Here is a 25,556-nt window from a genome sequence, read left to right as displayed (position 1 = left end):
GCTACCCCGCGATCCGCAGGAAGTCGGCGAAGAAGAAGCCGAGGGCGATGGCGACGCCGATGCCGGCGATGATCCAGAACCGGACGACGATGGTCACTTCCGACCACCCGGCGAGCTCGAAGTGGTGCTGGATCGGCGACATGCGGAAGACTCTTCGGCCCGTGAGCTTGAACGAGGTCACCTGGATCATGACGCTGGCGGTCGTGATGACGAACAGGGCGCCGATGATCGGCAGGAGCAGGATCGTCTTGGAGGCGAAGGCGAGTCCGGCGATGAGCGCGCCGAGGCTGAGCGAACCGGAGTCGCCCATGAAGATCTGGGCGGGCGAGGTGTTCCACCAGAGGAACCCGAACATGGCCCCGGCGGCGGCCCCGGCGATGAGGGCGAGCTCGAGCGGGTCGCGGACGTCGTAGCAGAGGTTGTCGGCGGGCTGGGCGCCGCCGCACCAGTGGCGGTACTCCCAGAAGCCGATGATCATGAACGCCAGGAAGGCCATCATGGAGGCGCCGGTGGCGAGGCCGTCGAGGCCGTCGGTGAGGTTGACGCCGTTGGCGGTGGCGTTGACGAGGAGGACGATCAGCAGGACCATGCCGACCTTGGTGAGGTTCGGGCCGATGTCGCTGGTGAAGGAGAGGTACGGGGTGGCGACGGTCTCGGAGATCTCCTTGGAGTCGATCGAGCCGGTGTAGTAGACGGCGAGGATGCCGAAGATCGTGGCGGCGATGGAGAGGCCGACGACCTTGGCCCGGCCGGAGATGCCGCCGGAGTGCTTGCGGCGGATCTTGAGCCAGTCGTCGATGAAGCCGACGAAGCCGCAGGCGACGAAGAGTCCGATGAGGACGATGCCGGTGGCGGTGAAGCCGGTGGGGCGGTTGAAGGTGACGCCGTTGACCCGCTCGGGCAGGGCCATGAGGACCAGGTGGCCGCTGATGTAGGCGAGCACGGTGGTGAAGATGAAGACGACGCCGCCCATGGTGGGGGTGCCGGCCTTGGCGAGGTGGGTCTGGGGGCCGTCGGAGCGGATGGGCTGCCCCGCCTTCAAGCGGCGGAACAGCCTCGCCGCGAGCGGCGTGAGCGCCATGGTGAGCGCGAACGCCACGAAAGCGGCGACGATTACGGCTCTCACTGGTCTTTGTCCTCCTTGGCGCGCAGGTAGTCGGCGACGTCCCAGGTCCGGTATCGGGAACCCTTCACCAGGACGGCGTCGCCGGGGCGCAGCCGGCTTTGCAGCAGCGCGATGGCCGCCGCTTGATCGGGTACGTGGGTTGCGGTGACGCCTTCGGCACCTTCGATGATGGGTTCGGTGCCTTCGGCTACGGCGATGACCTCGTCGATGCCGGCTTCGCGGACCTGTTCGCCGAGGCGGCGGTGGCAGGTCTCGCTCTGCTCTTCGAGGTCGGCCATGAGTCCGAGGACCGCGATGCGGCGGCCCTCGGTGGGGAGCTGCCCGAGGGTGCGGACGGCCGCGCCCATCGAGGCGGGGTTGGCGTTGTAGGAGTCGTCGATGACGGTGGTGCCGTCGGGTCGGGTGAAGACGTCCATGCGGCGCTCGGAGAGGCGACCGGCGCGGGACAGTCCCTCGGCGATCTTCTCGGTGGTCTGGCCGAGCTTCCAGAGGACGCCGGCGGCTGCCAGCGCGTTGTAGACGTGGTGGTCGCCCCACAGGCCCAGTCGGACGCGGGCCTCGCCGTCGGGTGTGACGAGGGTGAAGGCGTGGCGGCCGTCGCCGGGGTCGATGTCGGCGGCGGTGATCTCGGCGGGTTCGCGGATGCCGTACCGCCACCCGGTGGCCGCGGAGACGGCCTCCATGTCGGCGACGCGCGGGTCGTCGGCGTTGAGGAACAGGTGGTCTTCGGCGCCGAGGAACTGCGGCAGTTCGCTCTTGGCCTTCGCGGTGGTCTCGATCGAGCCGAAGCCGTCGAGGTGGGAGATGCCGACGTTGAGGACCACGCCGATCGTGGGCGGGGCGATCTCGCAGAGCTGGGTGATGTGCCCGAGCCCGCGCGCGGCCAACTCGAGGACCAGGTACTCGGTGTCGGGTTCGACGCGGCAGACCGTGTACGGGTGCCCGAGTTCGTTGTTGAAGTTGCCTTCGGTGGCCACGGTGGGACCGAGGTCGGCGCAGAGCTGGCCGATCAGGTCCTTGGTGGAGGTCTTGCCGTTGGAGCCGGTGACGCCGATGATCCGCGCATTGGAAGCGGCGGCGACGTGCTTGGCGAGCTTCGTGAGGGCGTCGATCCCGTTGTCCACGTATATCGCGGGCGTCTCGATCGGGCGGGTCGCGATGGTCGCGACCGCACCCTGGGCGGCGGCTTTCGCGGCGAAGTCGTGGCCGTCGACCTTGTCGCCGGGGATCGCCAGGAACAGTCCGCCGGGCCCGGCCTTGCGGGAGTCGAACTCGACGCCGCCGGTGACGACCGCTTCAGGATCGGCGGTCTCGCTGAGCTTGCCGTCCATGACGGCGGCGACCTGGGCCAGGCTCATGGGGATCACGCGGCGGTCTCCTCCTGTTGTGGGTGCGTTCGCTTTACGGGACTATCACGCTTCAAGGTCGTGCGCCGGTTTCACCCTCGCGGCATCGCGTAGCGCACGGGCGAGCAGTTCCCGGTCGTCGCTGGCGACGAGTCCTGCGGCGGTCTCGGTGGCCGTCTCGTGGCCCTTGCCGAGGAGGGCGATCGTGTCACCGGGGACGGCCAGCGCGGCGGCCTCGTGGACGGCGGCCTCCCGTCCGGCGATATTACGGCAGGGGACGCCCTGGACGGCGGCCGCCACCTCGTCGCGGATGCGGGCCGGGTCCTCGGTGCGCGGGTTGTCGTCGGTGACGATGACCAGGTCGGCGGCGCGCGCGGCGGCCGCGCCCATGAGGGGGCGCTTGGAGCGGTCGCGGTCGCCGCCGGCGCCGAGGATGGCGATGACCTTGCCGGGGGTGGAGTCGCGGAGCGCTTCGAGGACGGCGGTGATGGCCTCGGGCTTGTGGGCGTAGTCGACGACGCCTCTGACCGGGTTGTCGCGGGAGACGAGCTCCATGCGGCCGGGCACGCCGGTGCAGGAGGAGACCCCGGCCAGGGCGGTTTCGGTGCTGAGGCCGACCGATTCGAGGAGCGCTACGGCGAGTGCGGCATTGGCGACGTTGTGGCGGCCGGGCATGTTGACCAGGCCGTCGCCGGCGCCGTGCGGGCTCTCGAGGTGGAATCGCTGTGTGAAGCCGTCAGTGGTGATGTCGGAGGCGTAATAGTCGGCGCTGGAGTCGGTGAGGGAGAAGACGAGGTTGTCGTCGTTGGCGAGGGTTGCGACGCGCTTGTCGTCGTCGTTGAGGATCTCGATGTCGGCGCGGCCGTCGAAGAGGCGGGCCTTGGCGTTGAAGTAGTCGTCGAGGTCGGCGTGGAAGTCGAGGTGGTCGGTGCCGAACATGGTGAACCCGGCGGCGCGGAAGCGGCAGCCTTCGACGCGGCCGAGCACGAGGGCGTGGCTGGAGACCTCCATGACCACGTCCGTGACGCCCTTCTCCAGGGCGACGGCGAGGAGTGCCTGGAGCTCGGGGGCTTCGGGGGTGGTGCGGGCCGACTCGATGCGCTCGCCCGCGATGCGGGTCTCGACCGTGCCGATGATCCCGGTGGTGTGTCCGGCGTAGGAGAGCCCGGCCTCGACCAGGTAAGCGGTGGAGGTCTTGCCATTGGTGCCGGTGATGCCGAGGAGGTTGAGGTGCTCGGAGGGGCGGCCCCAGACGCGGGCGGCGATCTCGCCGGTGAGGGTGCGGGGGTCTTCGGTGACGAGGACCGGCAGCGCTCCTTCGACGAGTTCGGCGCCGCGGGCGTCGGTGAGGACGGCGACCGCGCCGCGCTCGGCGGCCTGGGCGCAGAATTCGGCGCCGTGGCGGTTGGCGCCGGGGAGGGCCGCGAAGAGGTCGCCCGGTTCCACGGCGTCGGCGGCGAGACTCACCCCGGTGACGTCGAAGCCCAGCTCCTTGGCCTCGGGGAGGAGGTCGGCGAGGCCGTCGATTCGGTAGGGGACGGTCGTCTCAGGACGCGGAAAGCTCGGCACGGCCTGACCCTACACCGGTACGCACCGTCTGCGAGTCTTACACCGGCGGGGCGCACCGAAAGCGTTTACGCGGCTTGCGGGCCCGCGTGCTCGGGAGGGCCGATCGGGTTGCGGTCGTGCTCGTCGAGGTTGTCCGACCACGTGCCGAGGAGCTTGTCGAGCTCGGCGGCCTGGTCGCAGTTGATCGCGTCGAGGAACAGCTCCCGCACCAGCGAGAGGATGCAGGGCGCGGCGTGCTCGAGGCGTTCGGCGCCGTCCTCGGTGAGGTGCACCCAGATGCCGCGGTTGTCGCGGCCGCACTTCTTGCGCGAGACCAGGCCCATCTCGGAGAGCTTGTTGATCTGGTAGGTGACGGCGCTCTTGGCGGTCACGATGCTCTCGGCGAGGTCGCTCATGCGCATCGCGCGCTCGTCGCTGTCGGCCAGGCGCACCAGGATCTCGTACTGGGTGTGGGTGATGCCGTGCTGCTCCTGGAGCCGCCGGTCGATGTGGTGCTCGAGGCGGTGGGTGACATGGAGGAACCGGGTCCACACGGCGTTCACGTCAGGTGCGAGCCAGCGGCTCTCGTAATCTCCCGCGCTCATCGGCGGCCCTCCTTCCTCGGTTTCGGCACCCGCCCGGACGGCTGGTTCGAATTCGAACAATCCTATCAGGCGGAACGAGGATGAACAGCCGATGAGTTACCCACGCCATAGCCCGTATCGGCACTTCGTAGCGCCGCGACTACCAGTGGTTACGCAGAACGGCCCGTTGCATTCGAGGAATCCTTCCGTTCTAGGCTGTACGCCGACCATCCCGTCCAATCGGCTCCGAGCAACCGAAGGACCCCCAAGTCTTGAACGCCGGCAGTTCCTCCCCCGCGCGAGCCCGCGGCACGCGACCGTTCCTCAGCGGCGCCAAGCGCCTGCTCTCGCTCCCCATCGTGGCGCTCGCCGGCGTGGTCTTCCTGGTCGCGCCCGCCTCGCAGTCCTCTGCGCAGGAGGAGGAGGGGAACGTCTCGGAAAAGCTCAGCGAGGCCATCTCGGCCTACCTCGACGCGAAGGACGAACTGGCCGCGCTCAAGCAGCAGCAGGAGGACCTCGAGCAGGAGCTCGACGACTCTGAGGCCGAGTCCGCCGAACTCCAGGCCGAACTGGAGAAGTACGCGTACGTCGCGTCCACGACCTCCGACTTCCAGTCCACGGCCGCCCTCATGGCCTCGGGCGACCCGCAGGACGCCATCGCCGCCATGGAGCTGCTGCAGTTCCTCGGCGAATCCCGCGCCGACCGGTTGAACGAGCTCGTCACCCGACTCGCGGAGATCGAGGCGACCCGCGAGACGCTCGCGGACAACATCGAGCAGCAGGAAGACGCCACCGAGGAGATGGAAGCGGCCCGCGACGCGGCCGCCCGCGAACTCGCGGCCTCGGGCGGCGACGACGCCGTGGGCCCCACGGCCTCGGACGCGCCCGCGGCCGAGCCCTTCGAAGGCGAGAGCAACGGCTGCACCGAGGACGATCCGACCAACCCCGGCTGCCTCACCCCGCGCACGCTCCATGCCCTGGAACAGGCCCAGATCGTCGGCTTCACCCGGTATGTGAAGTGCTACCGGCCGTCCTCGTTCGGCGAGCACGGCAAGGGCCGGGCCTGCGACTTCGCCGCCCAGCCCGACGGGTTCGGCGGCGACGCCGGCGGTGACGACTACGACTACGGGCAGAACCTCGCGGCCTGGTTCGTCGAGAACGCCGACGCGCTCGGTGTGCAGTACGTCATCTGGTACCGCCAGATCTGGATGCCCAGCAGCGGCTGGAAGTCCTACTCAGGCGCGTACGGCGACCCGAACACCGACCACACGAACCACGTGCATCTGAGCATTCGCTCCTGACCGCCGCTCGGGTCGACTTGAGCTGGGGCCGGACAGGTCACAGGTGCGAAGTAGACGACGTGTCGCCGCCCCTGTGTACCGTGGTGCCATGAGTTTCGGACCGTCCTCCCTCTCCCGCCGCGGCGCCCTGACCGCCGGAGGCCTCGCCGTGGTGGGCCTCGCCGCCGCGGCCTGCACGAAGGAATCGGGCACCATCGGCGAAGGCGACGGCGACGCCTCCTCCGAGGCGCCGCAGAGCGCCGCGAAGGTGCAGATCACGCCTGCCGACGGCGCCACGGACGCGACCGCCGCCACCGAGATCTCCTGGACCGTCGAAGCCGGCGAGTTCAAGGAGTTCAAGCTCACCGACGCCTCCGGCGCCGAGGTCGAGGGGGCCATGCACCCCGACGGGACCACCTGGGTCCCCTCCAGCCCGCTCGAATGGGAGGGCACCTACACGGCCACGGTCACCGCCGACGACGCGGAAGGCCTCACCGCCACCGCGACCTCGACGTTCACCACGATCGCCTCCCCGGGCAACCGGGTCTCCATCGAGAACTACCTGCCGAACCCGGACGCGGTGGTCGGCATGGGCGCGATCCTCGCGTTCCGCTTCTCCGACTACGAGATCCCCGAAGACCTGCGGGCCTCGGTCGAGCGGCGCCTCTTCGTCACCTCCGAACCGGCCCAGGAAGGCTCCTGGCACTGGATCACCGGGCGCGCCCTGGAGTACCGGCCGAAGGAGTTCTGGCAGCCCGACACCAGCATCACGGTGCGCCTCGCCCTCGGCGGGCTCGACATCGGCGACGGCCGCTACGGCGAGTTCGACGCCGAGACCAGCTTCACGACCGACCCCGAGTCGCGGTACCTGGAAGCGGACGACAACACCAAGCAGATGCGGGCCTTCCGCGACGGCTCCATCGTGCAGACCATCCCGATCTCCTTGGGCGCCAACGAGATCGACGGAAACGACGCGCGGTCGTTCTCGGGCACCATGACGATCATGAGCCGCGAGGAGGAGTCGACCTTCGTCTCCGACCTCTACGACTACGAGACCGACGTCAAGTGGGCGATGCGCCTGACCTTCTCGGGCCAGTTCATCCACGGCGCGCCCTGGGCGGCCGACCGGCTCGGCAAGTCCAACGGCTCCCACGGCTGCATCAACGTCTCCGACGAGATGGGCGAGTGGATCTACAACTTCGTGCGCTGGGGCGACCCGGTGATCGTGAAGAACACCGGCCTCGACGTGCCGCAGGGCGACGGCTTCACCGGCTGGAGCCTCGACTGGGAAACGTTCAAGGCAGGGTCGTACCTGCAGGAGTCCTGAGCGAACGCGAAAAGCCCGGCGAGCCGAAGCTCGCCGGGCTTTTCCGATGCCTGGATCAGACCGGCTCTTCGGTGCGGACCTTCGGATCGGCGGCCTGCGGGTGCTCCGCGAGGATGCGGCGGTGCGCCCAGCGCTCCACGAAGAACGAGCCGACCGGGATCGTGCCGCCGAGCATGAGGCCCACCGTCTGCGGCCAGAACTTCCAGCCCGCCTGCTGGGCGAGGTGGAAGGCGAGCACCAGGTAGACCATGTAGCAGAGTCCGTGGATCGGGCTGATCGCCGTCACCAGGAAGTCGTTGTCGCCGAAGTACTTGAGCGGCATCGCCACGAACATGAGCAGGATCAGGAACGTGCCGACGATCCAGGCGACGATCCGGAAGCGTTTCAGAGCGGCGTTCATGCATGGCTCCCATGGGACGGTTCGATATCGGTCTGCCGGGCTTTCAGGATGTCCGACTCAAAAGGCGAGGTCATCGGGGGCGGCTCGGGCTTCACGCGACCAGACCCCTCGGGGAGGTCCTTGCGCAGTTCCAGGCGCATCTGCCGGATCCACAGCGCGAGCGTGAAGAGCGCGAACAGCGGCCACTCGAAGGCGTAACCCCAGCTGATGGCGTTGCCGCCCTGGGCGCGGGAGAGCTGCCACCAGCCGAGCAGCCCGAAAGCGACCGTCAACACCACCGCGAAGCAGTGGAGGACGATCCAGGGAGGCGTCAGCAACCGTCGCACAAAGCCCAGACTAGGGTGACCGACCCGATGTTGCCGCCGGGGGGCCGGGCGTGGTGACATAGGCCGGTGACTCAGGATCTGCCGCTCCCCGGCGCCGTGAAGGCTTACCGCGAACCCGACGCCGACGAGGTGCGCGAACTCCTCCTCGACTGGTGCGGCGCCGATGCCGAGGACGCCGACGACGCCGTGAAGGCCCTCGGCGCGCTCGACTCCGCTGCGCGACTGGCTGCCGACCGCCTCTACCAGTCCATCGCCGCCGACATGGGCGGGCGCAAATGGCTGTCGTGGCCCAGAGTCACCGGGCCGCACCCGCTGATCGGCCTGTACCCGCTGCTCGCGGCTGTCCCGGACATGCTCGCCTACCACCGCGACCACGGCGTCGATGAAGAGCTCTCGCGGCGGCTGCTGCTCGACGTGGGCGAGAAGCTGCGGCTCAACCGGCGGATCTACGGCAGGGCCGGCCTCGACGTCGCCAACTGGTTCACCGGGCATGTGCGCGGATCGCTCTACCAGCTCGGGCGGCTCCAGTTCTGCGTCGAGGGCGAGGGCCCGAACCCGTTCGTGGGCATGCACATCCGCGGCGAAGGCGGGCCGCTCACGCTCGACGCCGTGCGCGACTCGGTCGAATGGGCCCTGGAGTTCTTCCCGGCGGTCTTCCCTGAGCGCTACGACGGCCCCGAGGACATGGTGTTCAAGTGCGATTCGTGGCTGCTCGACCCGCAGCTGCGCGACTGGCTGCCCGAGCGGTCGAACATCACCGGTTTCGGCGCCCTCTTCGACCTCGAAGGCCCGGGCGGGCCAGCCGGCAACCGCACCGACCTGTGGCGCTTCGTCTTCGCCCGCACCGAGGACACTCCGGTCGAGGAGCTGCCGCAGGACAACACCCTCCAGCGCTCGGTGCTCGCCGGGATCAAGGCGGAGGTGCCGTGGCGCAGCCGCGTCGGACGCCTGAACCTCGCCAAGCTCGGCCTCTGAACCGACTCCAACGGCCGCGGCACACTGCGCCCGACTCGCAAGAGTCGTCGTGAGTGTGTTGCGGCCGTTGGCATCTACTCCCCCGAACGGGCCTGCTGCCAGGCCTCGCTCGCCACATAGTGGTTGTCGTACCGCTCGCCCGAAGCGGGAATCTCGGCCGGGTCCGCTTCGCCGGCGACGACACGTTCAAGGAGCCGGTAGTAGTCGAAGCGGTCGGCGGCCGGAGTGAAGACGGCCAGGACGTCGGCGTCGTGCCCGGCGGCGGCGCCGAACGCGTGCGGCAGGCCCGGCGGGATCGTCACGAAATCCCCGGCCTCCAGGACGATGACCTCGTCGCCGGTCAGGACCTGCAACCTGCCCGAGATGACGAACAGCGATTCGCTGGTGCCGGTGTGGAAGTGCGAGGGCGCGCCGTCGCCGCCGTCCGGGAAGGTCGAGCGATGGACCGAGAGGGCCCCGCCGGTCTGCGAGGAGTCGGCGAGCAGGGTCATGACCGAGTGCTGGGCGTGGGCGAGCCGCTCGGCGGTGGCGGCGCGGGCGACGACGGGTGCGGGGACGGTGTCCATGGGTGCTCCTCCGGTAAGTGTTCCGGCCCTCGCCGGAACTCATATCTAGATACTACATGTCTAGATAAAGATCCGCAACCGCGGCCCTCAACCTCATCAGGCCACCGAACCAGGACAGCTAAGATCGAGGTATGAAGATCAGCGAAGGCGTCGAATGGGCCGCGCACTGCTGCCTCCTCCTCGACTGGATGGGCGTCGACGAGCCCGTGTCCACCGCCCGGCTCGCCGCCGGATACGGGCTCCCGCCCGCCTACCTCAACAAGCAGCTCCAACCGCTCGTCAAGGCCGGCATCCTCACCTCCACCGCGGGCAAGAAGGGCGGCTTCCGTCTTGCCAAGAGCCTCAAGGACATCACGCTCATGGACGTCCTGACCGCCATCGAGGGTCCCGCTGAGGCGTTCCAGTGCAAGGAGATCCGCCAGCACGGCGTCTGGGGCGACGAGCCCGCCTCGGTCTTCCGAGCGCCCTGCGCGATCGACACCGCCATGCGCGGCGCCGAACTCGAATGGCGGCGGGCCCTCGCCGCCCAGAGCCTCGCGGCGATCCAGCAGAACGCCGAACTGCAGGCCCCGCGACTCCGCGCCCAGGTTCAAGACTGGTACCGCGAGCCGAGGCCATAGGCTGTCGGTATGCGGATCGTCATCGCCGGGTCGAGCGGCTATCTCGGCAAGCCCCTGATGGAAGCCCTCGAAAGCGTCGGCGAAGGGCACGACCTCGTGCGGCTGGTGCGGCACAGGCCCGACGAGGAGAACGAGATCCGCTGGGACCCGTACCAGGGGCCTCTGGACCCGCAGATCCTCGACGGCGTCGACGTCGTCGTGAACCTGAGCGGCGTGAACGTGGGCAGCCAGCGCTGGAACGCCGCGTTCAAGAAGCGCATCGAGGCGAGCCGCGTGATCCCGACGAAGGTCCTGGCCGAAGCGGTGGCGGCGGCCAAGGTCCCGGCGATGGTGAACGCCTCGGCCGCGGGGTGGTACGGCGACCGCGCCGACGTCGAGGTGGACGAGTCGACCCCGGCGGCGGCCGACTTCCTCGGGCGCCTCTGCCTCAAGTGGGAGTCGGCGACGGCCCCCGCGGAAGCGGCGGGCGCACGGGTCGTCAGGCTGCGAACCGGCCATGTGTTGGGGCCCGACAGCGTCCTGCTCGATCGTTTCGTGCCCGCATGGAAGTGGTTCCTGGGGGGCCGCTTCGGCAGCGGCAAGCAGTACCTGCCCTGGATCTCCTTGCGCGACTGGGTGGGCGCGGCCGTGACCGCGATCGAGGACGAATCAGTGCGCGGCCCGGTCAACATGGTCGGCCCGAACCCGACGACGAACCGCGAGTTCACGAAGGCACTGGGCGCGGCGGTCCACCGCCCGACCCCGTGGATCATCCCCGGCTGGGCGGTCAAACTCGTCGCCGGAGAAGCCGCAGTAGAGCTGCTGCGCGGTGCCAAGATCAAGCCGGGGGCCTTGCAGGCCAACGGATACGAGTACCAGGACCAGACGGTCTTCGAAGCCTTGAGGTACGCCCTCAACTCCTGATCACCGCACCACCCGAACGGCTCCGCCCATGCGCGGGGCCGTTTTTCCGCGTGCCCTCCAAGAGGCGGGCGCAGCTCACAGCGTCCCGCCCTTCCACAAAGGGGCCGGCACGAGTTAAGTTGAACATGTTCAATCTTGAACACGTTCAATTAGTTCTTCTGAACGGATCCCCCCATGGAACCTATGCCCCCTGCCCCGGGCCCCGCACCCGGCACGGTCATCACCGCTCAATTGCGACGCTGGGCGCGTACGGCGACACTCGTGTTCAACGGCATCTGGATCGCCCTCGCCCTGATCAGCTTGATCACCGCCCTCGCATTGGCTCCGGCTGCCGCCATTCAGCCTGTGCTCGCCATCGGGTACGAGGGATCCCGTGGCGACTCGGCAATCCCTCTCGTGGCGGCCCAAGCCGAAGGAAGGAGCTGACGATGCCTTCTCAAGATCCGATCGACCCCGACAGCCAGCCAGAAACGGCCGCATCCGCTCCCGAGATGCCGATCCTGGTTCGCCCCATTCCCCGCCCCAAGCGGCCGAAGGTCATCAGCACCGTGCGGATCCTCACCGGGGTACAGGTCGCGCTGGTCATGGTCACCGGGAATTGCTCATTCGGGATTCCGCTCGCCGGCGCGATCGCCTGGCCCGCCGAGCGATTCAACTGGCATGAAGATCCCGGCGGGATCGCGATTCTCTGGGCCTGGGTCATCGGTTTCGCCGCGATCTTCACTTACGCCTGCTTCACCAACCGCTGGGCGGGCGAGGCGGATCGCCGAGCGCGGACCACGATCATCATCGGAACAGCGGTGCTGGTCGGCCTCACCGCTTTGACCATTCCGATCATGGTGTGGGAACCGGCTCTGACAACCATCATCCTCATCGCTGCCGCACCGTCCCTTATCCTCCAGGCAATCGTTCTGCGGTGCGCCTACGGCCCGCAAGGCCGCCGCTGGTTCAACGGATGACCGTTCCTGCGCAGAAGAGCGCGGCGGCTTGGAGGCCGACAAACATGCTGCGGCACGTTGCCCGTGTTCGCCTGGTGGCCCGCGTTCATGGCGGCCGTCGCGTACTACCTGCCCGGTCTCGGCGGGTTGGATTCCCGACCAGAACCCTTAGGCGTCGCATCACATCAGGCACTTCAATCTCGAAGGAGCACTTGCATCATGGCCCCTATTGACCGCATTCCTCCGGTGGAGACTTCACACGGCCCGGATCGACCGCAGACGATCAAAGTTGCGCAGCGGCTGGTAGTGGCCCAGGCGGTCGTCTCGCTCTTCTGCGGTTTCAACCCGTTCTACATAATGATCTACTCGTTCGGTTTTCCAATCGTGTGGCTGTTCTCGGTGCCCACCGGCGACATCGGGATCGGCTTCCTCGCGACGTTGGTGGTCGCTCCCGCTTGCGGGATTGCGTACGCGACAGTCCTCTACCGTTGGATCGGCTGTGCGGATCGTCGCGCCCACCCGGCCGTGGTGGTGGGAACGGTGGTGCTCGTCGCGCTCGTGGCAAGCTACCCGATGGTGATGGGCTGGCAGTTCCTCGAAATCGCTCTCTTCACCGGTGCTCCGTCGCTCGTCATGCAGGCGGTCCTGCTGTACCAGGTATTCGGGCCCGCGGGCCGACGCTGGTTCGGCAGCGGCGGTGTCCCCGCTTCGTCGACTTCTGCGGGAGACTGAGTCGATGGACCCCTCATCCAGCCCCGCCGGTGACCCGGTTCCGCCGCCGCGCGGTGGGGAGCCCCGGTCGATTCGGATCGCGAAGACTGCGATCTGGCTCCAGTTCGTCTACTTCGTCTGCGGCGGCCTGCTGCCGTTCATCATGCTGCTCTTCCCGTTCGGTGTGCTCATGATCGGCGTCCCGGCCATGATCGTCGGCGATTGGATCCTGTGGCCGCTGCTGTTCGTGTTCACCATCGGGCTCGCCCTCGGTGCAGCGTGGCTCTCGCTCCGGATAAGCGAAGGCGATCCGTCGGGGCGCACTGGCGCAACAGTCGCGTCACTGGCGCTCGCGGCATACGCGGTCGCGGTCGGTTTCACCTCACCGTTCCCGGAGATCACGCTCGGCACCGCCGCGCCCTGGATCGCGATCCAGGTCGTGACCCTGGTCAACCTCCATACGCCGGAGGCCGATCGGTGGTTCCGGAACGACAGCGATGCGGGCGACTCCATCTGATCCACGCCCCGATGCCCTGGCGGGGCCTGCTTACACTTGGTGGCCCCGCCCTCGGAGGACTGCCCATGTACACGCCGCCTGCCACGCCGCCCTCGACGCCGCTGCCTCCTGAGTTGCTGCGCCGAAAGCCGGGGACGGTGACCACGGCCCAGGTGATGCTCTGGCTGCAGTTCTCGTTCCTGATCTGTTGCGGGGCCGGCGGCGGGTTGACCGCGTTGTTCTGGTCGGAGGCGTTGGATTTCAGCGATTTCGAGTTCGAGGACGACCTGTCTCAGGGCTTCGAGGACCTGGCGGCGGTCGTCACCGTCGTCATCGCCGTGACGATCGCGCTCGTGGTCCTCTTCGGCGTGCTCGCGGTCAAGATCGGCGTCGGCCGCCGGTGGGCGCAGGTGACGACGATCGCGATCATGCTGCTGGCCTTCGTGTCCGGCTTCATCGGGATCTACACCGGGTTCGAGACGGCCGGCCAGGCGGGTGCGCCCGCCGACGGTTCGCGGTTGATCTGGACGCTGCTCAGCCTCGCGATGCCGCTGGTCACTCTCATCTGCCTGTTCACGGGCTCGGCGAACCAGTGGTTCCGCCAGCGCGGGCGGGATCCGCTCAGGGGGCTGCCGCCGCAGAGCCCTCCGGCACCGCAGTACCGGTCCTACTGAGGACGTCGCCGAGGGCGGCGATGTTGTCCCCCACCGCGTTCGGGTCTCCGGTGCCCTCGACCATGAGCAGCTGTCGGCGGACGCCGGTCTTCTCGGCGGACTGAGCCAGCCGCTCCGCCACGTGGTCGGCGGGTCCGACCGCGTGGCGTTCGATCATCCAGTCGACGTAGGCGGCGTGGTCGCGAGTGCCCCGGCCCGGTTTGAGGCTCACGTATTGGCCGACGCCCCTGGTGAGCAGTTCGGTGAGTGACGACCGCAGCAGGTCGATCATGGCGGGCCGGTCGGCGATCTGCGCGAGGTGGGTCGAGACGTGTTCGGCCGCATCCGGGTCGAATCCGGCGGCTTCGGCTTCGCGCCGCCAGGCCTCGAGGAGCGCGACGTGGTCCTCGTCGGGGGCGTGCATGCCGAGCAGGAGCGGGAGGCCGAGCCGTCCGGCGAGTCGGGCGGTGCCTTCGCCGGTGGCGGCGACCCAGACGGGCCGTCCGGTGCCTGGGGGCATGACGCGCACGGGCAGGACGTCGAAGAACTCGCCCGCGTGGGCGACTTCGGTGTCGCCGGAGAGCCAGCGCGTGAGGAGCCCGAGTCCTTCTTCGAAGCCGCGTTCGTAGCGGTCGAGGCTGGAGCCGAACACGTCGAGGTCGATCCAGGGCCCGCCGCGGCCGACGCCGAGGCGGAAGCGTCCGGGTGCCAAAGCGTCAAGGGTGGCGGCCTCCTCCCCGAGGGCGACGGGGTGCCGGTTGGAGAGGACCGCGACGGCGGTGCCGATCTGGAGGCGTTCGGTGGCGGCCAGGAGGTGGGCCGCCATGAGCGTCGCGGAGGGGCTCGCGCCGTATTCGATGAAATGGTGCTCGGCGGTCCACACGCCGTCGAGTCCGGCCGCTTCCGCTTGCCGCGCATAGGAGACGACTCGGCGGAGTGCCGCCGCCGGCGCGATGCCGGGGAACACTCCACCGAGGAGGAAGAGATCGTGTGCGCTCATGCGCTCACTCTATGGGCCGAACCGCTTGGAAGGCACCGCTAGTGGCGCAGCATCTCCGCGACGAGGAACGCGAGCTCGAGCGACTGCTGCGTGTTCAGGCGCGGGTCGCAGGCGGTCTCGTAGCGGTCGGAGAGCTGGTCGTCGCGGATCTCCTGGGCGCCGCCGACGCATTCGGTGACATCCTCGCCGGTGAGCTCGATGTGGATGCCGCCCGGGTGGGTCCCGGTCTGGCGGTGCACTTCGAAGAAGCCGAGGACCTCGTCTACGACCTGGTCGAACGCGCGGGTCTTGTAGCCCGAGGCGGACTCGTAGGTGTTGCCGTGCATCGGGTCGCACTGCCACACGACCTTGCACCCGGCGGCCTGGACCTTCTCGACGATCGGCGGCAGGACGGTGCGGACGTTCTTGTGGCCCATGCGGGTGATGACAACGAGTTTCCCGGGGGCGTTGTCCGGGTTGAGCTTCTGGCACATCTCTACCACGCCCTCGGGCGTGGCGGTCGGGCCGATCTTGCAGCCGACCGGGTTCGCGACGCGGGAGAGGAAGTCGATGTGGGCGCCGCCGAGCTGGCGGGTGCGCTCGCCGTTCCAGAGCATGTGGCCGGAGAGCGCGTAGGCCTTGCCGTTGAAGATGCGGGTGAGCGCCCGGTCGTATTCGATGGCGAGCATCTCGTGGGAGGCGAAGACCTCGGCGGTGTGGAGGTTCTCGTCCTCGACGCCGCAGGCGGCCATGAAGCGCACGGCGCGGTCGATCTCGCGGCCGATAGCCTCGTAGCGCTCGCCGGCCGGGGAGGTGCGGACGAAGTCCTTGTTCCAGTCGTGCACGGCCATGAGGTCGGCGAGGCCGCCGCGCAGGTAGGCGCGGAGCATGTTCATGGTGGCGGCGGAGTTCGCGTAGGCGCGGATCATCCGCTGCGGGTCGCAGACGCGGGCCTCTTCGGTCGCTTCGAGCGAGTTGAACATGTCGCCGCGGTAGACGGGCAGGCCGAGCGAGTCGAGCGCGGCCGAGCGCGGCTTCGAGTACTGGCCGGCGACGCGGCCGACCTTGACGACCGGGAGCGAGGCGCCGTAGGTGAGCACGACCGCCATCTGCAGGAGCGTGCGCATGTTGGCGAGCACGTGGTGCTCGGTGTTGTCGATGAACGTCTCGGCGCAGTCGCCGCCCTGCATGAGGAAGGCGCGGCCTTCGCAGACCTCGGCGAGGAGCTCGCGGAGGTGCTCGACCTCGTAGGGCGCGACGATCGGCGGGACCCCGGCGAGCACACCGGCCACGTCTTCGACCTCGGCGTAGTCGTCCCAGGGGGGAACCTGCTCGCGGGGCAGGTTCCGCCAGGCGTCGAGCTGATAGCGCTCGGCTTCCTCCGCGTCGGCGACGACGGGAACGAGGCCAGGGTTTCGCAGATCATGCCATTGGCGGTTCACGCGGTAATGGTACGTGGCGGCGGGGCGAGGGGACCACGCTGATTTGCGTGTCTCAATGGGTGAACCCTCACAGGCGCGGGGCGGGCGGCGCGACACACCGGGACCGGCGAAGACATCCCACCTTTGGGGTCGCGTCTAGGCTGGCCGGGTGCGCAAGACGACTATTGAAGACTGGCTGACCGATCTCGCTTCGGAGCTTCCGGCGCCTGGCGGCGGCGCGGCGGCGGGGATGAGCGCGGCCATGGCCGCCGCCCTGGTGTCCATGGTGTGCAACCTGACCATCGGCAAGCCGAAGTTCGCCGAACACGAGGCGGTGATGCGGGAGGCCCTGGCCGAGGCCGAGCGGCTGCGGCTGGAGGCGCTGCAGCTCGCCGAGGACGACGCGGAGGCCTTCTCGGGCGTCGTCGCCGCTTACAAGCTGCCGAAGTCCTCGGATGAGGAGAAGGCGGCGCGGACCGCGGCGATCCAGGCGGGCCTGGTCGAGGCGGCGGCGGTGCCGCTCGCGGTGGCGCGGGTGTCGGCCGAGGTGATCAAGCTGTCGGGACGGATCCTGGAGGGTTCGAACCCGAACGTGGTCTCGGATGTGGCAGTGGCGGCGTCGGCGGCGAAGTCGGCACTGGAGTCGGCGGCGCTGAACGTGGACATCAACGTGGTCGCGATCAAGGACCCGGCCGAGCGGGAGCGGCTCGCGAGCACGCTCAACGAGGCGCTCCAGGCGAAGGTGCAGGCTGAGGCGATCATGCAGATCGTGGCGAAGAGGATTCGGGCATGAGTGACATCGACGGGCGCGCGGTCGCCGCGGCACTGCGCGCGGAGGTCGCCGCCGACGCGGCGCGGCTGCGCGAGGAGGGCATCGTGCCGACGCTGGCGGTCGTGGTGCCGACTGACGACGAGGGCACGGCCTGGTACGTGCGCTCGATCGGGAAGGCCGCCGAGAAAGAGGGCATCGACTGCAGGATCGAGCACCTCAAGGACCCCGGCAGGGACGAGATCGTCGCGAAGCTGCAGGAGCTCTCCGCGGATCCCGCGGTGCACGGCGTCATCTGCCAGACGCCGCTGCCGGAGGGCGTGACGCTCTCGCAGGTGGGCGGATACATCAGCCCGTACAAGGACGTCGACGGCGCGAACTCGGAGAGCCTCGGCCGGTTGGCCGCGGGCCTGCGGACGTTCCCTCCGGCGACGGCCGCGGCGGTGCTGGAGCTGCTCAAGCGCGAGGACCTGGTCCTCGATGGCGCGAAGGCAGTCGTGGTCGGCCGGTCCACCGTGGTGGGCAAGCCCGCGGCGCTGCTGCTGCTGAACGAGTCGGCGACGGTGACGGTGTGCCACTCGCGCACCAAGGAGCTGGCGGCGGTCTGCCGCGAAGCCGACGTGCTGGTCGCGGCCGTGGGCCGCGCCGGAATGATCAACGCGGACTTCGTGAAGCCCGGCGCCACGGTGATCGACGTGGGCACCAACCCGACCGCGGACGGCGGCCTGGTCGGCGACGTCGACTACGCGTCGGTCGCCCCGATCGCCGGAAGACTGACCCCGGTGCCGCGAGGCGTCGGACCGGTGACCACGGCGATCCTGCTGCGCCACACGGTCATCGCCGCTGAACTGACGAAGACCCACGGCTGACCGTCACGAGGACTTCGAACGGCCGATCGCCCATGATGGGCGGTCGGCCGTTTCGCCGCCTCGGGAACTGTCGGTTTCCCGACAACGTGCGTTCCCGATCGCGATCTTCATGGGAATTGCCCGGAAACGCCGGAAGCCGACGAGCCGATCGATGCCCTGGTCAACGCCCTGACCTCGATAAACTCTGCCCATGAACGACTCCTCCGCGAAGAACTTCTGGGCCGCCGTGAGCGCCATCGCGGCCGTGGCCGGCGTCCTGGTCACCATCCTGATCTGGCGGAGCCAAGGCCCCGCGGACGGCTCCGGCGCCGAGCAGAGCGCCTCCCCGGAAGCCGACGGGGGCGGGGACGGCACCTGGCAGGAGTCCGACGCCTATACCGTCCGGCTGCCCGCGACCTTCCAAGGGGACGACTGCTGGGACCGGCACGTAGACCTGGACGAGCAGGGCGAGAGCGACGCCTTCCACGGCGACAGCGCCCCCGCCGAATGGGCGGACCTCATCTGGTACTCGTGCGGCACCTGGCAGACCGGCTACCTCTACAGCCCCATCAGCGCCTCCGGGACCGCGGCGCTCGGCGAAGACCTCGAACCCGGCGGCTGCGCCTCCGCGACCAGCGGCGAAACGTCATTCGGGATGGAGGTCGACCCCGACGCCCCGCCGACCGGGCACGGGTGCCTCATCACCACCTCCGGCGCACTCGCCGGAGTCTCGCTCACCGCACTCGAATGGGTCGGCGAGGCGGCCGAAGCCGAACTGACCGTGGTCCTCTGGAACCGCCGCGAATAGCGGCCTCAGCCGAGCGCCGCCTTGTCGAGGCAGTCGGCGAGGGCCGGAAGGAAATCCATGAAGCGGGCGCGCTGGAGGTGGGTGTCGGCGCCGTTGCCGTCGCTCTTCCACACCGCGAGCCAGCCGTCCTTCGCGGCCCACGACCAGCGGAACAGATCCAGGCCCGCGGCTTCCGCGGTCGCGGCCACCTTCGCCGCGTACGCCGGGTCGTCGGTGTGGAGCTGCCGGGGCACCGGCCGGAAGAACCGGTCCAGCGCATCGGCGGTGAACCGCCCGATGCGGCCGCGCGGGCGCGCTTGCGGGCGCGGCAGATCGGGCAGGACGAGCGTCGTGTAGCGCGCCCGGTTCGGATGCCAGTTCCCGGCCATGGAGGCATCGCCGTCGAGGAGCCGGTGCTGCACCACGTCGGGCCCGAGGCGCCGCAGCCGCATCGCGTTGCACCGCAGCTGGTAGATCGAGCCCGCCGCGGTCGCGTCGAGCGCGCTGAACCCGAAGCTCGGCCGGCCGCCCCACGCCCCGTACATCCACCCGCGCACCCGCGCGACCGGGATGCCCAGGCGTCCGAGGGAGTCCAGCACTTCCGCGGTCTCGCCGCCGAGGTCCTCGGACTGGAGTTCGGCGCGGAACGCCAGCCGGTACTTGCGGGCGAACTGCTGCCAGCCCGCGAGCGCCGCGCGGGCCTCGCGTTCGGCCGCCGGATCGAGCCCGCTCGCGGACTCGATCGCGGCGCCCGCCCAGCCGGTGCCGCTTTGGCCGACCTGACCCACCACAGGTTCCTCCCACTGTCGATTCACGAGCACTGTATGGCGGCGCGGCAAGGCCGTCCTCCCCCAAACCGCGCCGCGTCGCACCCCCCTCGGCCACCGCCTCCTGAGTTCAGGCCTGTGGCCTCGGAAAATAACTCCAAGTGGCGGATACCCGACAGACACGAACGGTTACCGGACGTAGCGTTAAGGCTTCCTACGCAGAGGAGGTTGCGTATGACACGTCGTCTCGCATTCGTGGCGACCGCCGCCGCCATGATCGTCTCGATCTCGAGTCCGGCGATGGCGTTCCAGCATGACAGGGTACAGAACCCGTTGGTGCACTGGGCAATCGACATCGCGATCCTCGCCATTGTGGTCGCTCCGATCTGGACGGCGCTGCTCTGGGGCAAGGGACGCAGCAAATGGCTGCTGGCCGGCCTGATCGCCTTCGTGCAGCTGCCCGTGGCGGTCCTGGGCTTCTCACCGAGCGCCTCGGCACTGTTCGCCGGCAGCGGCCTGTTCCTCGGCCTCGCGGTCACGACCGCCGCGATCGTCTACACCCGCAGCGTGACCCGTCAAGAGCGGGCCCGGGCCGCCGAAGCCGCGGCTCAGGAAGAACTGCCGGGCGAGGCCGCCTGAGCCGAGCGCGAAACCTGAGAGCCGACCGCCTTCGCGCAGCAGTCGGAGCTCGGGGCAGCCTCGGAAGGGGCCGTCGAACCCGCCGGTGACAGGGTTCCGGTAAGCGTGCCAGGAGCAGTGCTCCTCGCCGACCCAGCCCCAGGCCCGGTGCGTCTCGGCCCCGCCGAAGCGGTACACGCCGACACTGAGCGTCCGGCCGCCGACCGGGCGCCGGTAGAAGTCGGCGTCGAGACCCGGAACGGGGATCGACTCGAAGTCGATGTCCGGCAGGGTCTTGTGATACGTGAAATCGGCGAGATGCGGGATCTCGCCGATTTCCTCCAGATAAGCCACGGGCACACCTGGTCTAACGACCGGGCGTGCCCGTGGTTGCGCTATGAGAGTGCTTTACGGCCGGTCCGGCTTCAGCTCCCCTTCAGGTTTTCCCAACTACTGTGGAAAGCCGGGGGCCCTAACCCAACCGACGACACCGCTGTCGGAGTGCCCGTCGGCTACACGCCGAAGAACACCTCGGCGTCGGCATAGCGCTCGACCGGAACGGTCTTGAGCACGTCGGTGCCTTCGTTGATCGGGATGCGCACGACGTTGGTGCCCTGGAGCGCCATCATCTTGCCGAAGTCGCCCTCGTTGACGGCCGCGGCGGCCTCGAGGCCCAGACGGGTGGCGAGCACGCGGTCGAACGCGGTCGGGGTGCCGCCGCGCTGCAGGTGGCCGAGGATGATCGCGCGAGTCTCGATGTCCGCGCGCTCCTTGATCTCCTTGGCGACCCAGTCGCCGACGCCGCCGAGCTTGACGTGGCCGAACGCGTCGACCTCGCCGTCCTTGAGGACCATGCCCTCCTGGGCGTGCGCGCCCTCGGAGACGGCGACGATGGTGGCCTTGCCGGCCTCCTTGCGCTCCTTGACGAAGTTCGCGACCTTCTCGATGTCGAAGGCGACCTCGGGAATGAGGGTCACGTTCGCGCCGCCGGCGATGCCCGCGTGGAGCGTCATCCAGCCGGCGTGGCGGCCCATGATCTCGACGACGATGCAGCGGTCGTGCGAGTCGGCGGTCGTCCACAGGCGGTCGATGGCCTCGGTCGCGATGTTCACCGCGGTGTCGAAGCCGAAGGTGTAGTCGGTGCCCGAGAGGTCGTTGTCGATCGTCTTCGGCACGCCGACGCAGTTGACGCCGTCGGCGGTCAGCTTCGTGGCGACACCCAGGGTGTCCTCGCCGCCGATCGCGATGAGCGCGTCGACGCCCAGCGCGGCCATGTTCTTCTTGATGGCCTCGACGCCGCCCTCGATCTTGTAAGGGTTGGTGCGCGAGGAGTGGAGGATCGTGCCGCCCTGGTCGAGGATGTTCTCGACCGAGTCCCAGTCCAGGGGCTGGGTGATGCCCTCGATCGGGCCCCGCCAGCCGTAGCGGAAGCCCACGAACTCGTGGCCGTATTCCTTGCTGCCCTTGCGGACCGCGGCACGAATGACCGCGTTGAGACCGGGGCAGTCACCGCCGCCGGTGAGCACGCCAATGCGCATGTGTCTTACTCCCTGGAGTGAGGACTGTTAACTGGGCGGCCCCATTGCCGAAACACGCCCAGCCTATATCGGGACCATGGGTCGGCGACCAGGGGTTCGGCAGGTCGGTCTAGTGGTGGGATTCGACCGGGCCGTACGCGGCGCGCTGGGCGCGGAACGATTCGAGCGCCTTCCAGCGGGCGAGGTTGAGCTTCGCGTCGGTGAGGGCGTCGTGCATGTCGGCGTCGGGCGTGGTCGGCAGTTCGGGGCGGCCGAGGTCCTCCCAGCGCTGGCGCAGGTCCTTGGTCATGCGCGGCAGCGCCCGCGGCAGGTCGGGCATCGTGCCCCACAGCTGCGCGAGCACGACGTGGTCGTACGCGCCGATCCAGGCCCAGAGCTCGATGCGCTCCCCCGGGTGCGAGCCGGATTTGCGGCGCACCGGGGCGACGAGGAACTCGTAGAGCTCGTCGCGGATCGTGGCGCGGTCCTTCCACAGGGAGCTCGCCGGCGGGGGGAGCTTGTCGAGGACGTTGCGGCGTACCCAGTCGATGGCGCGGGACGGGTCGAACTCGGTCGACACGGCGTAGTACTCGCGTCCTTGCTCGTCGACGACGGCGATCGAGACCAGGTCGATCGTGCGACCGTCCTCGATGAACTCGGTGTCGTAGAAGTAGCGGTACGCCACGCATCGGCCTTTCGTATGATCTCGAGCGGTCGTTTCGGCCGTTCTTGAGCCGCACCCGTATGTCGCCGGACTGGAGTCGACGCTACGCCATACGATCAGGCAGCCCGAATCTGACCTCGCGTCCGGCACGCGAGCCACGTGATACCGGACAATCAACGCGAAAGCACGTAGAGTTGATCGTACACTCGGTCGAGTGACAAGTGCGCCGTCTGGACACACGACCCAACGGAGCGTGAAGTTTCCGACACTGGGCTCTGTACAACGACGGAAAAGACAGCGATCATCGGAGGGAACCCGCGGACCCGGGACCCACCGAAGGGGGAGAAACATGGGTGTGAGCCCATCTGAAGACCCGCTTGCAGGCGTCGCCATGTTCGCCGGCCTCGACCCGCAGGCACGGCGGCAGATCGCCGGGGTGGCGGTACAACGCCACTACCGGCGTGGGCACCTCCTGTTCTTCGAAGGCGAGCCGGGCGAATCGCTCATCATGATCCGGTCGGGTGCGGTGAGCGTCTTCCGGACGGCGGCCACCGGCGAGCGCGCAATGCTCCACGTAGCCCGCGCCCCCGAGGTGCTCGGCGAGGTCTCCCTGCTGGACGGATCGCCCCGGTCGGCCAGTGCGGAGGCGCTCGAGGACACGTCGGCGCTGGCACTGGCGCGGTCGTCGTTCCTCGAACTGGTGCACGGGAACCCGAAGATGCTCGACGCGGTACTGCGGTCGATGGGCATGATCGTGCGGCGGTTGACGGAGCAGTCCTCCGACCACGTGTTCCTGGATCTGCCGGGTCGGGTGGCGAAGACGCTGGTGCGGCTCGCGGAGCAGCACTCGTCGCCGATGACGACGATCGAGTTGAACCAGACGCAGTTGGCGGAGATGGCCGGGGGTTCGCGTCAGAGCGTGAACCAGGCGATCGGGATCTTCGCGAACCGGGGCTGGCTGCGTACAGAGGGCCGCAAGATCGTCGTGGTGGATCTGCCTGCGCTTCGGCGGCGGGCAGGCTTCGGCGGAGCCGAATAGGAAATACAGGGGCGGAGCCGAATAGGAAATACAGGGGCGGAGCCGAATAAGAAGCACATGGGCCGAGCCGAACAGGAAATACAGGGGCGGAAGCCGAACAGGAAGCACCGTGGCGGAATAAGAAGCTCGGTGGCGGAGCCGAAAAAGCAGCGCGGTGAAGGGCTGCCGGGCCCGGTTACTTTCCCTTGTCCTTGAACTTCGCGGCGTACTCGTCGACGTAGTCCTGGCCCGAGAGCGCCCTGAGCGCGTCCATGACCTCGTCGGTGACGGCGCGTTCGATGAAGCGGTCCCCCACGAGATCGCGGTAGCGGTTGAAGTCGAGCGAGGGCCCGAACCTGATCTTGACGCGGCCGATGCGCGGGATGCGCCGCCCGATCGGCTGCAGCTCACCGGTGTTGAGCATGGCGACGGGCACGACCGGGGATCCGGTCTGGAGCGCGAGGCGGGCGACGCCGGTCTTGCCGCGGTAGAGGCGGCCGTCGGGCGAGCGGGTGCCCTCGGGGTAGATGCCGAAGAGGCGGCCTTCAGAGAGGACGCGCTTGCCGGTGTCGAGCGAGGCGCTGGCGGCGTCGCCGCCGGCCCGGTCGACGGGGATGGCGCCGACGGCGTTCATGAAGGTGCGTACGAACCAGCCTTTGAAGCCGGTACCGGTGAAGTACTCCTCTTTCGCGATGAACGTGACCCGGCGTTTGACCACGAGTGGCATGAAGAAGGAGTCGGTGACGGCGAGGTGGTTGGAGGCCAGGATCGCCGGGCCGTCCTCGGGCACGTGTTCGAGCCCTTCGACCTGTGGCCGGTAGACGACCCACAGCAGCGAGCCCAGCGTCGCCTTCAGCACCCAGTAGATCACGCGTTCAAGGGTATCGGTACCGGTCGATCCGCTTCGAATCGAAGGCTCTCGGGGCGGGAATGGGTGCGGTGGGGTGCTCCCGCGCGGTGGCGGCGGTCGGCGGACGCGTGCGAGAATGGGCAAGCGGCGCGAAACGGGACCGCCCGGCCGCCGGTTCGACCGGCGGGCCGTGCATGAGCCCTGCCGATTCCCCGCGACCCGTCATTCAGCGACCCGGGAGGCGACGTGACGAACGATTCCGAGGAGTTCACGTTCGACCTCGGCTCCGACGCCAAGGCCACGATGGTGCTGTGCCACGGCTTCACCTCCGATCCAGCGAGCATGCGCCCGTGGGGCGAGTACCTGCGGGACGAGGGCTTCAACGTGGTCTCGCCGCTGCTGCCGGGCCATGGCGACACGTGGCAGGTGCTGGCGAAGGCGACGTGGCAGCAGTGGTACCGGCGGCTCGAGGAAGCGCTGGACGAGGCGATGGCACTGGGCCGTCCAGTGTTCGCGGGCGGTCTGTCGATGGGCGGGTCGCTGTGTCTGCGGCTGGCGGAGCAGCGCGGTGCCGACCTGTCGGGGCTGGTGCTGGTGAATCCGGCGATCTTCGACGACAAGCCGCAGGGGTTCCTGGCGCCGATGCTGCGGTACGTGATGCCGAGCGTGTCGTCGATCGGCTCCGACGTGAACAAGCCGGATGTGCGGGAGAAGACGACGTCGCGGACGCCGGTGGCGGCCTATGCGTCGCTGCGGCGGTTGTGGCAGGTGACGCGGCCCGAGCTGGCGCGGGTGACGGTGCCGCTGCGGATCTTCACGAGCGCGGAGGACCATGTCGTGAGTCCGCGGAACAGTGCGGTGATCCGGGCGGGCGTACGTTCGAAGGAAGTCGAGTCGACGGTGCTGCCGCGGAGCTTCCATGTGGCGACGCTCGACTACGACGCTGAGACGATCTTCTCCGGGAGTGTCGAGTTCATGAACCGGCAGCTGGTCAAGACCCGAGGTGTCCATGACTGACCGCAGTGAGCAGGAGGGCAACGGCGAGCCCGACAGCGGCGAGCAGAAGGACGGACGTCCGGAGCTGCGTCCCGAGGACGTCGACCGGCGTTTCAACGAGCTCATCAAGGGCTTGGGGGACACCGGGACCGGGCTCGTGAAGGGGCTCGACGCCGAGGAGCACCCGACGGAGGTGGTGCCGATGACGCCTCCGGTCACGTCGTCGGACGACGAGCCGACGCTGCTGGATTTGTGGGACGCGGAACTGCCGGACGACGACGAGGACGACTACGAGCCGCCGGAGCCGCCGCCCGTGCCGTGGCCGAGCCTGCCGGCGATCGGCGGGGTGCTGCTCATCATCGGCGGCATCGCGCTGCTGGTGAATCCGAGCATCGCGCCGCTGGGGACGACCCCGGGGCGCCTGGTCGGGTTCGTAGGGTTCCTGATCGGCGTGTGGCTGCTCATCAGCCGACTGCGCCCCGACAAGGAACCGGACGACACCGACGACGGCGCGGTCGTCTGA

30 protein-coding genes are annotated in these 25,556 nt (G+C 68.9%); 17 read left to right on the top strand and 13 right to left on the bottom strand.

Annotated elements, in window-relative coordinates:
- Window position 1: 1 nt before the first annotated feature.
- From mraY to O1R50_RS00490, 4 genes are all read right to left on the bottom strand, one after another.
- The gene (gene mraY, locus O1R50_RS00505; protein WP_270107861.1) at window positions 2-1,126 is read right to left on the bottom strand and encodes a phospho-N-acetylmuramoyl-pentapeptide-transferase; all 1,125 of its coding nucleotides are present in this window, start codon (window positions 1,124-1,126) and stop codon (window positions 2-4) included.
- Window positions 1,123-2,493 (bottom strand): UDP-N-acetylmuramoyl-tripeptide--D-alanyl-D-alanine ligase, encoded by a 1,371-nt coding sequence (locus O1R50_RS00500; RefSeq protein ID WP_408612556.1) that lies wholly within the window; start codon window positions 2,491-2,493, stop codon window positions 1,123-1,125. The genes mraY and O1R50_RS00500 overlap by 4 nt, the downstream gene beginning before the upstream one ends.
- A gap of 45 nt (window positions 2,494-2,538) precedes the next feature.
- Window positions 2,539-4,041 carry a UDP-N-acetylmuramoyl-L-alanyl-D-glutamate--2,6-diaminopimelate ligase gene (locus O1R50_RS00495; RefSeq protein WP_270107860.1) on the bottom strand — a complete coding sequence of 501 codons (1,503 nt, stop codon included), beginning with the start codon at window positions 4,039-4,041 and terminating at the stop codon, window positions 2,539-2,541.
- A gap of 65 nt (window positions 4,042-4,106) precedes the next feature.
- Window positions 4,107-4,625, bottom strand: a complete 519-nt coding sequence (locus O1R50_RS00490) for a MarR family winged helix-turn-helix transcriptional regulator (protein ID WP_270107859.1) — start codon at window positions 4,623-4,625, stop codon at window positions 4,107-4,109.
- Between the two features lie 251 nt (window positions 4,626-4,876).
- On the opposite strand from O1R50_RS00490, the gene O1R50_RS00485 reads away from it, so the two are divergent.
- Together O1R50_RS00485 and O1R50_RS00480 are read left to right on the top strand one after the other, a co-directional pair.
- A complete protein-coding gene (locus O1R50_RS00485) occupies window positions 4,877-5,905 on the top strand; it encodes a hypothetical protein (RefSeq protein ID WP_270107858.1) in 1,029 nt (342 codons plus the stop codon).
- 88 nt (window positions 5,906-5,993) lie between these two features.
- Window positions 5,994-7,211, top strand: coding sequence for a L,D-transpeptidase (locus tag O1R50_RS00480; protein WP_270107857.1), 1,218 nt, complete (start codon window positions 5,994-5,996; stop codon window positions 7,209-7,211).
- 55 nt (window positions 7,212-7,266) lie between these two features.
- On the opposite strand, the gene O1R50_RS00475 is transcribed toward O1R50_RS00480, so the two are convergent.
- Together O1R50_RS00475 and O1R50_RS00470 are read right to left on the bottom strand one after the other, a co-directional pair.
- On the bottom strand, window positions 7,267-7,611 hold the full coding sequence (locus O1R50_RS00475) for a DUF3817 domain-containing protein (protein WP_270107856.1): 345 nt from the start codon (window positions 7,609-7,611) through the stop codon (window positions 7,267-7,269).
- On the bottom strand, window positions 7,608-7,937 hold the full coding sequence (locus tag O1R50_RS00470) for a hypothetical protein (protein ID WP_270107855.1): 330 nt from the start codon (window positions 7,935-7,937) through the stop codon (window positions 7,608-7,610). Before O1R50_RS00470 ends, O1R50_RS00475 begins: the two co-directional genes overlap by 4 nt.
- A gap of 66 nt (window positions 7,938-8,003) precedes the next feature.
- Here O1R50_RS00470 and O1R50_RS00465 point away from each other — a divergent pair, with 66 nt between their 5' ends.
- On the top strand, window positions 8,004-8,912 hold the full coding sequence (locus O1R50_RS00465) for an acyltransferase domain-containing protein (protein ID WP_270107854.1): 909 nt from the start codon (window positions 8,004-8,006) through the stop codon (window positions 8,910-8,912).
- Window positions 8,913-8,986: 74 nt separating this feature from the next.
- Here the strand turns inward: O1R50_RS00465 and O1R50_RS00460 are convergent, their stop codons facing one another.
- A complete protein-coding gene (locus O1R50_RS00460) occupies window positions 8,987-9,478 on the bottom strand; it encodes a cupin domain-containing protein (protein WP_270107853.1) in 492 nt (163 codons plus the stop codon).
- A 131-nt stretch (window positions 9,479-9,609) separates the two neighbouring features.
- Here O1R50_RS00460 and O1R50_RS00455 point away from each other — a divergent pair, with 131 nt between their 5' ends.
- From O1R50_RS00455 to O1R50_RS00430, 6 genes are all read left to right on the top strand, one after another.
- Window positions 9,610-10,098 (top strand): RrF2 family transcriptional regulator, encoded by a 489-nt coding sequence (locus O1R50_RS00455; protein ID WP_270107852.1) that lies wholly within the window; start codon window positions 9,610-9,612, stop codon window positions 10,096-10,098.
- A 9-nt stretch (window positions 10,099-10,107) separates the two neighbouring features.
- Window positions 10,108-11,001 (top strand): TIGR01777 family oxidoreductase, encoded by an 894-nt coding sequence (locus O1R50_RS00450; RefSeq protein WP_270107851.1) that lies wholly within the window; start codon window positions 10,108-10,110, stop codon window positions 10,999-11,001.
- Window positions 11,002-11,429: 428 nt separating this feature from the next.
- Window positions 11,430-11,960, top strand: a complete 531-nt coding sequence (locus O1R50_RS00445; protein ID WP_270107850.1) for a hypothetical protein — start codon at window positions 11,430-11,432, stop codon at window positions 11,958-11,960.
- Window positions 11,961-12,158: 198 nt separating this feature from the next.
- Entirely contained in the window at window positions 12,159-12,671 is a 513-nt protein-coding gene (locus tag O1R50_RS00440; protein WP_270107849.1) for a hypothetical protein, read from the top strand.
- Window positions 12,672-12,675: 4 nt separating this feature from the next.
- The gene (locus O1R50_RS00435; RefSeq protein WP_270107848.1) at window positions 12,676-13,167 is read left to right on the top strand and encodes a hypothetical protein; all 492 of its coding nucleotides are present in this window, start codon (window positions 12,676-12,678) and stop codon (window positions 13,165-13,167) included.
- A gap of 65 nt (window positions 13,168-13,232) precedes the next feature.
- Window positions 13,233-13,820, top strand: a complete 588-nt coding sequence (locus O1R50_RS00430) for a hypothetical protein (protein WP_270107847.1) — start codon at window positions 13,233-13,235, stop codon at window positions 13,818-13,820.
- Here the strand turns inward: O1R50_RS00430 and O1R50_RS00425 are convergent.
- Both O1R50_RS00425 and O1R50_RS00420 read right to left on the bottom strand, forming a co-directional pair.
- A complete protein-coding gene (locus O1R50_RS00425; protein ID WP_270107846.1) occupies window positions 13,768-14,799 on the bottom strand; it encodes an LLM class flavin-dependent oxidoreductase in 1,032 nt (343 codons plus the stop codon). The genes O1R50_RS00430 and O1R50_RS00425 overlap by 53 nt on opposite strands.
- A gap of 38 nt (window positions 14,800-14,837) precedes the next feature.
- Window positions 14,838-16,199, bottom strand: coding sequence for a class II 3-deoxy-7-phosphoheptulonate synthase (locus O1R50_RS00420; RefSeq protein WP_408612563.1), 1,362 nt, complete (start codon window positions 16,197-16,199; stop codon window positions 14,838-14,840).
- Between the two features lie 169 nt (window positions 16,200-16,368).
- Here O1R50_RS00420 and O1R50_RS00415 point away from each other — a divergent pair, with 169 nt between their 5' ends.
- The 3 genes from O1R50_RS00415 to O1R50_RS00405 all read left to right on the top strand — a co-directional run bounded on the left by O1R50_RS00415 (window position 16,369) and on the right by O1R50_RS00405 (window position 18,624).
- On the top strand, window positions 16,369-16,992 hold the full coding sequence (locus tag O1R50_RS00415; protein WP_205323992.1) for a cyclodeaminase/cyclohydrolase family protein: 624 nt from the start codon (window positions 16,369-16,371) through the stop codon (window positions 16,990-16,992).
- A complete protein-coding gene (locus O1R50_RS00410; RefSeq protein WP_270107844.1) occupies window positions 16,989-17,837 on the top strand; it encodes a bifunctional 5,10-methylenetetrahydrofolate dehydrogenase/5,10-methenyltetrahydrofolate cyclohydrolase in 849 nt (282 codons plus the stop codon). The genes O1R50_RS00415 and O1R50_RS00410 overlap by 4 nt, the downstream gene beginning before the upstream one ends.
- 190 nt (window positions 17,838-18,027) lie before the next feature.
- Complete coding sequence (locus O1R50_RS00405) at window positions 18,028-18,624, top strand: hypothetical protein (protein WP_270107843.1); 597 nt, start codon at window positions 18,028-18,030, stop codon at window positions 18,622-18,624.
- A 5-nt stretch (window positions 18,625-18,629) separates the two neighbouring features.
- Here the strand turns inward: O1R50_RS00405 and O1R50_RS00400 are convergent, their stop codons facing one another.
- A complete protein-coding gene (locus tag O1R50_RS00400) occupies window positions 18,630-19,391 on the bottom strand; it encodes a hypothetical protein (RefSeq protein ID WP_270107842.1) in 762 nt (253 codons plus the stop codon).
- A 213-nt stretch (window positions 19,392-19,604) separates the two neighbouring features.
- On the opposite strand from O1R50_RS00400, the gene O1R50_RS00395 reads away from it, so the two are divergent.
- Together O1R50_RS00395 and O1R50_RS00390 are read left to right on the top strand one after the other, a co-directional pair.
- Window positions 19,605-20,009, top strand: a complete 405-nt coding sequence (locus tag O1R50_RS00395) for a hypothetical protein (protein WP_270107841.1) — start codon at window positions 19,605-19,607, stop codon at window positions 20,007-20,009.
- 117 nt (window positions 20,010-20,126) lie between these two features.
- Window positions 20,127-20,534, top strand: a complete 408-nt coding sequence (locus tag O1R50_RS00390; protein ID WP_270107840.1) for a hypothetical protein — start codon at window positions 20,127-20,129, stop codon at window positions 20,532-20,534.
- On the opposite strand, the gene O1R50_RS00385 is transcribed toward O1R50_RS00390, so the two are convergent.
- Both O1R50_RS00385 and O1R50_RS00380 read right to left on the bottom strand, forming a co-directional pair.
- Complete coding sequence (locus tag O1R50_RS00385; RefSeq protein ID WP_270107838.1) at window positions 20,501-21,526, bottom strand: 6-phosphofructokinase; 1,026 nt, start codon at window positions 21,524-21,526, stop codon at window positions 20,501-20,503. The genes O1R50_RS00390 and O1R50_RS00385 overlap by 34 nt on opposite strands.
- 109 nt (window positions 21,527-21,635) lie before the next feature.
- Window positions 21,636-22,190, bottom strand: coding sequence for a polyadenylate-specific 3'-exoribonuclease AS (locus O1R50_RS00380; RefSeq protein ID WP_270107837.1), 555 nt, complete (start codon window positions 22,188-22,190; stop codon window positions 21,636-21,638).
- Between the two features lie 370 nt (window positions 22,191-22,560).
- On the opposite strand from O1R50_RS00380, the gene O1R50_RS00375 reads away from it, so the two are divergent.
- Window positions 22,561-23,208: a Crp/Fnr family transcriptional regulator gene (locus tag O1R50_RS00375; RefSeq protein ID WP_133884518.1), complete on the top strand. Its 648-nt coding sequence runs from the start codon at window positions 22,561-22,563 to the stop codon at window positions 23,206-23,208.
- 175 nt (window positions 23,209-23,383) lie between these two features.
- Here O1R50_RS00375 and O1R50_RS00370 read toward each other — a convergent pair whose 3' ends face one another.
- The gene (locus O1R50_RS00370) at window positions 23,384-24,058 is read right to left on the bottom strand and encodes a lysophospholipid acyltransferase family protein (protein ID WP_270107835.1); all 675 of its coding nucleotides are present in this window, start codon (window positions 24,056-24,058) and stop codon (window positions 23,384-23,386) included.
- Window positions 24,059-24,283: 225 nt separating this feature from the next.
- Between O1R50_RS00370 and O1R50_RS00365 the strand changes: the two genes are divergently transcribed.
- Entirely contained in the window at window positions 24,284-25,054 is a 771-nt protein-coding gene (locus O1R50_RS00365; protein WP_270107834.1) for an alpha/beta hydrolase, read from the top strand.
- Window positions 25,047-25,556 (top strand): DUF308 domain-containing protein, encoded by a 510-nt coding sequence (locus tag O1R50_RS00360; RefSeq protein ID WP_270107833.1) that lies wholly within the window; start codon window positions 25,047-25,049, stop codon window positions 25,554-25,556. Before O1R50_RS00365 ends, O1R50_RS00360 begins: the two co-directional genes overlap by 8 nt.

This window comes from Glycomyces luteolus (assembly GCF_027622875.1).
Classification (GTDB): domain Bacteria; phylum Actinomycetota; class Actinomycetes; order Mycobacteriales; family Micromonosporaceae; genus Glycomyces; species Glycomyces luteolus.
The sequence above is the reverse complement of the archived record's forward strand: the minus strand, read 5'-3'. Positions and strand labels throughout refer to the sequence as shown.

Bases quoted from the DNA above. Each gene is read 5' to 3' on its own strand.
- O1R50_RS00440 (WP_270107849.1), top strand. From the start codon at position 12,159: ATGGCCCCTATTGACCGCATTCCTCCGGTGGAGACTTCACACGGCCCG.
- O1R50_RS00405 (WP_270107843.1), top strand. From the start codon at position 18,028: ATGAACGACTCCTCCGCGAAGAACTTCTGGGCCGCCGTGAGCGCCATC.
- O1R50_RS00385 (WP_270107838.1), bottom strand. From the start codon at position 21,526: ATGCGCATTGGCGTGCTCACCGGCGGCGGTGACTGCCCCGGTCTCAAC.
- O1R50_RS00410 (WP_270107844.1), top strand. From the start codon at position 16,989: ATGAGTGACATCGACGGGCGCGCGGTCGCCGCGGCACTGCGCGCGGAG.
- O1R50_RS00445 (WP_270107850.1), top strand. From the start codon at position 11,430: ATGCCTTCTCAAGATCCGATCGACCCCGACAGCCAGCCAGAAACGGCC.
- O1R50_RS00395 (WP_270107841.1), top strand. From the start codon at position 19,605: ATGACACGTCGTCTCGCATTCGTGGCGACCGCCGCCGCCATGATCGTC.
- O1R50_RS00480 (WP_270107857.1), top strand. From the start codon at position 5,994: ATGAGTTTCGGACCGTCCTCCCTCTCCCGCCGCGGCGCCCTGACCGCC.
- O1R50_RS00375 (WP_133884518.1), top strand. From the start codon at position 22,561: ATGTTCGCCGGCCTCGACCCGCAGGCACGGCGGCAGATCGCCGGGGTG.
- O1R50_RS00450 (WP_270107851.1), top strand. From the start codon at position 10,108: ATGCGGATCGTCATCGCCGGGTCGAGCGGCTATCTCGGCAAGCCCCTG.
- O1R50_RS00430 (WP_270107847.1), top strand. From the start codon at position 13,233: ATGTACACGCCGCCTGCCACGCCGCCCTCGACGCCGCTGCCTCCTGAG.
- O1R50_RS00455 (WP_270107852.1), top strand. From the start codon at position 9,610: ATGAAGATCAGCGAAGGCGTCGAATGGGCCGCGCACTGCTGCCTCCTC.
- O1R50_RS00460 (WP_270107853.1), bottom strand. From the start codon at position 9,478: ATGGACACCGTCCCCGCACCCGTCGTCGCCCGCGCCGCCACCGCCGAG.
- O1R50_RS00435 (WP_270107848.1), top strand. From the start codon at position 12,676: ATGGACCCCTCATCCAGCCCCGCCGGTGACCCGGTTCCGCCGCCGCGC.
- O1R50_RS00475 (WP_270107856.1), bottom strand. From the start codon at position 7,611: ATGAACGCCGCTCTGAAACGCTTCCGGATCGTCGCCTGGATCGTCGGC.
- O1R50_RS00425 (WP_270107846.1), bottom strand. From the start codon at position 14,799: ATGAGCGCACACGATCTCTTCCTCCTCGGTGGAGTGTTCCCCGGCATC.
- O1R50_RS00360 (WP_270107833.1), top strand. From the start codon at position 25,047: ATGACTGACCGCAGTGAGCAGGAGGGCAACGGCGAGCCCGACAGCGGC.
- O1R50_RS00490 (WP_270107859.1), bottom strand. From the start codon at position 4,625: ATGAGCGCGGGAGATTACGAGAGCCGCTGGCTCGCACCTGACGTGAAC.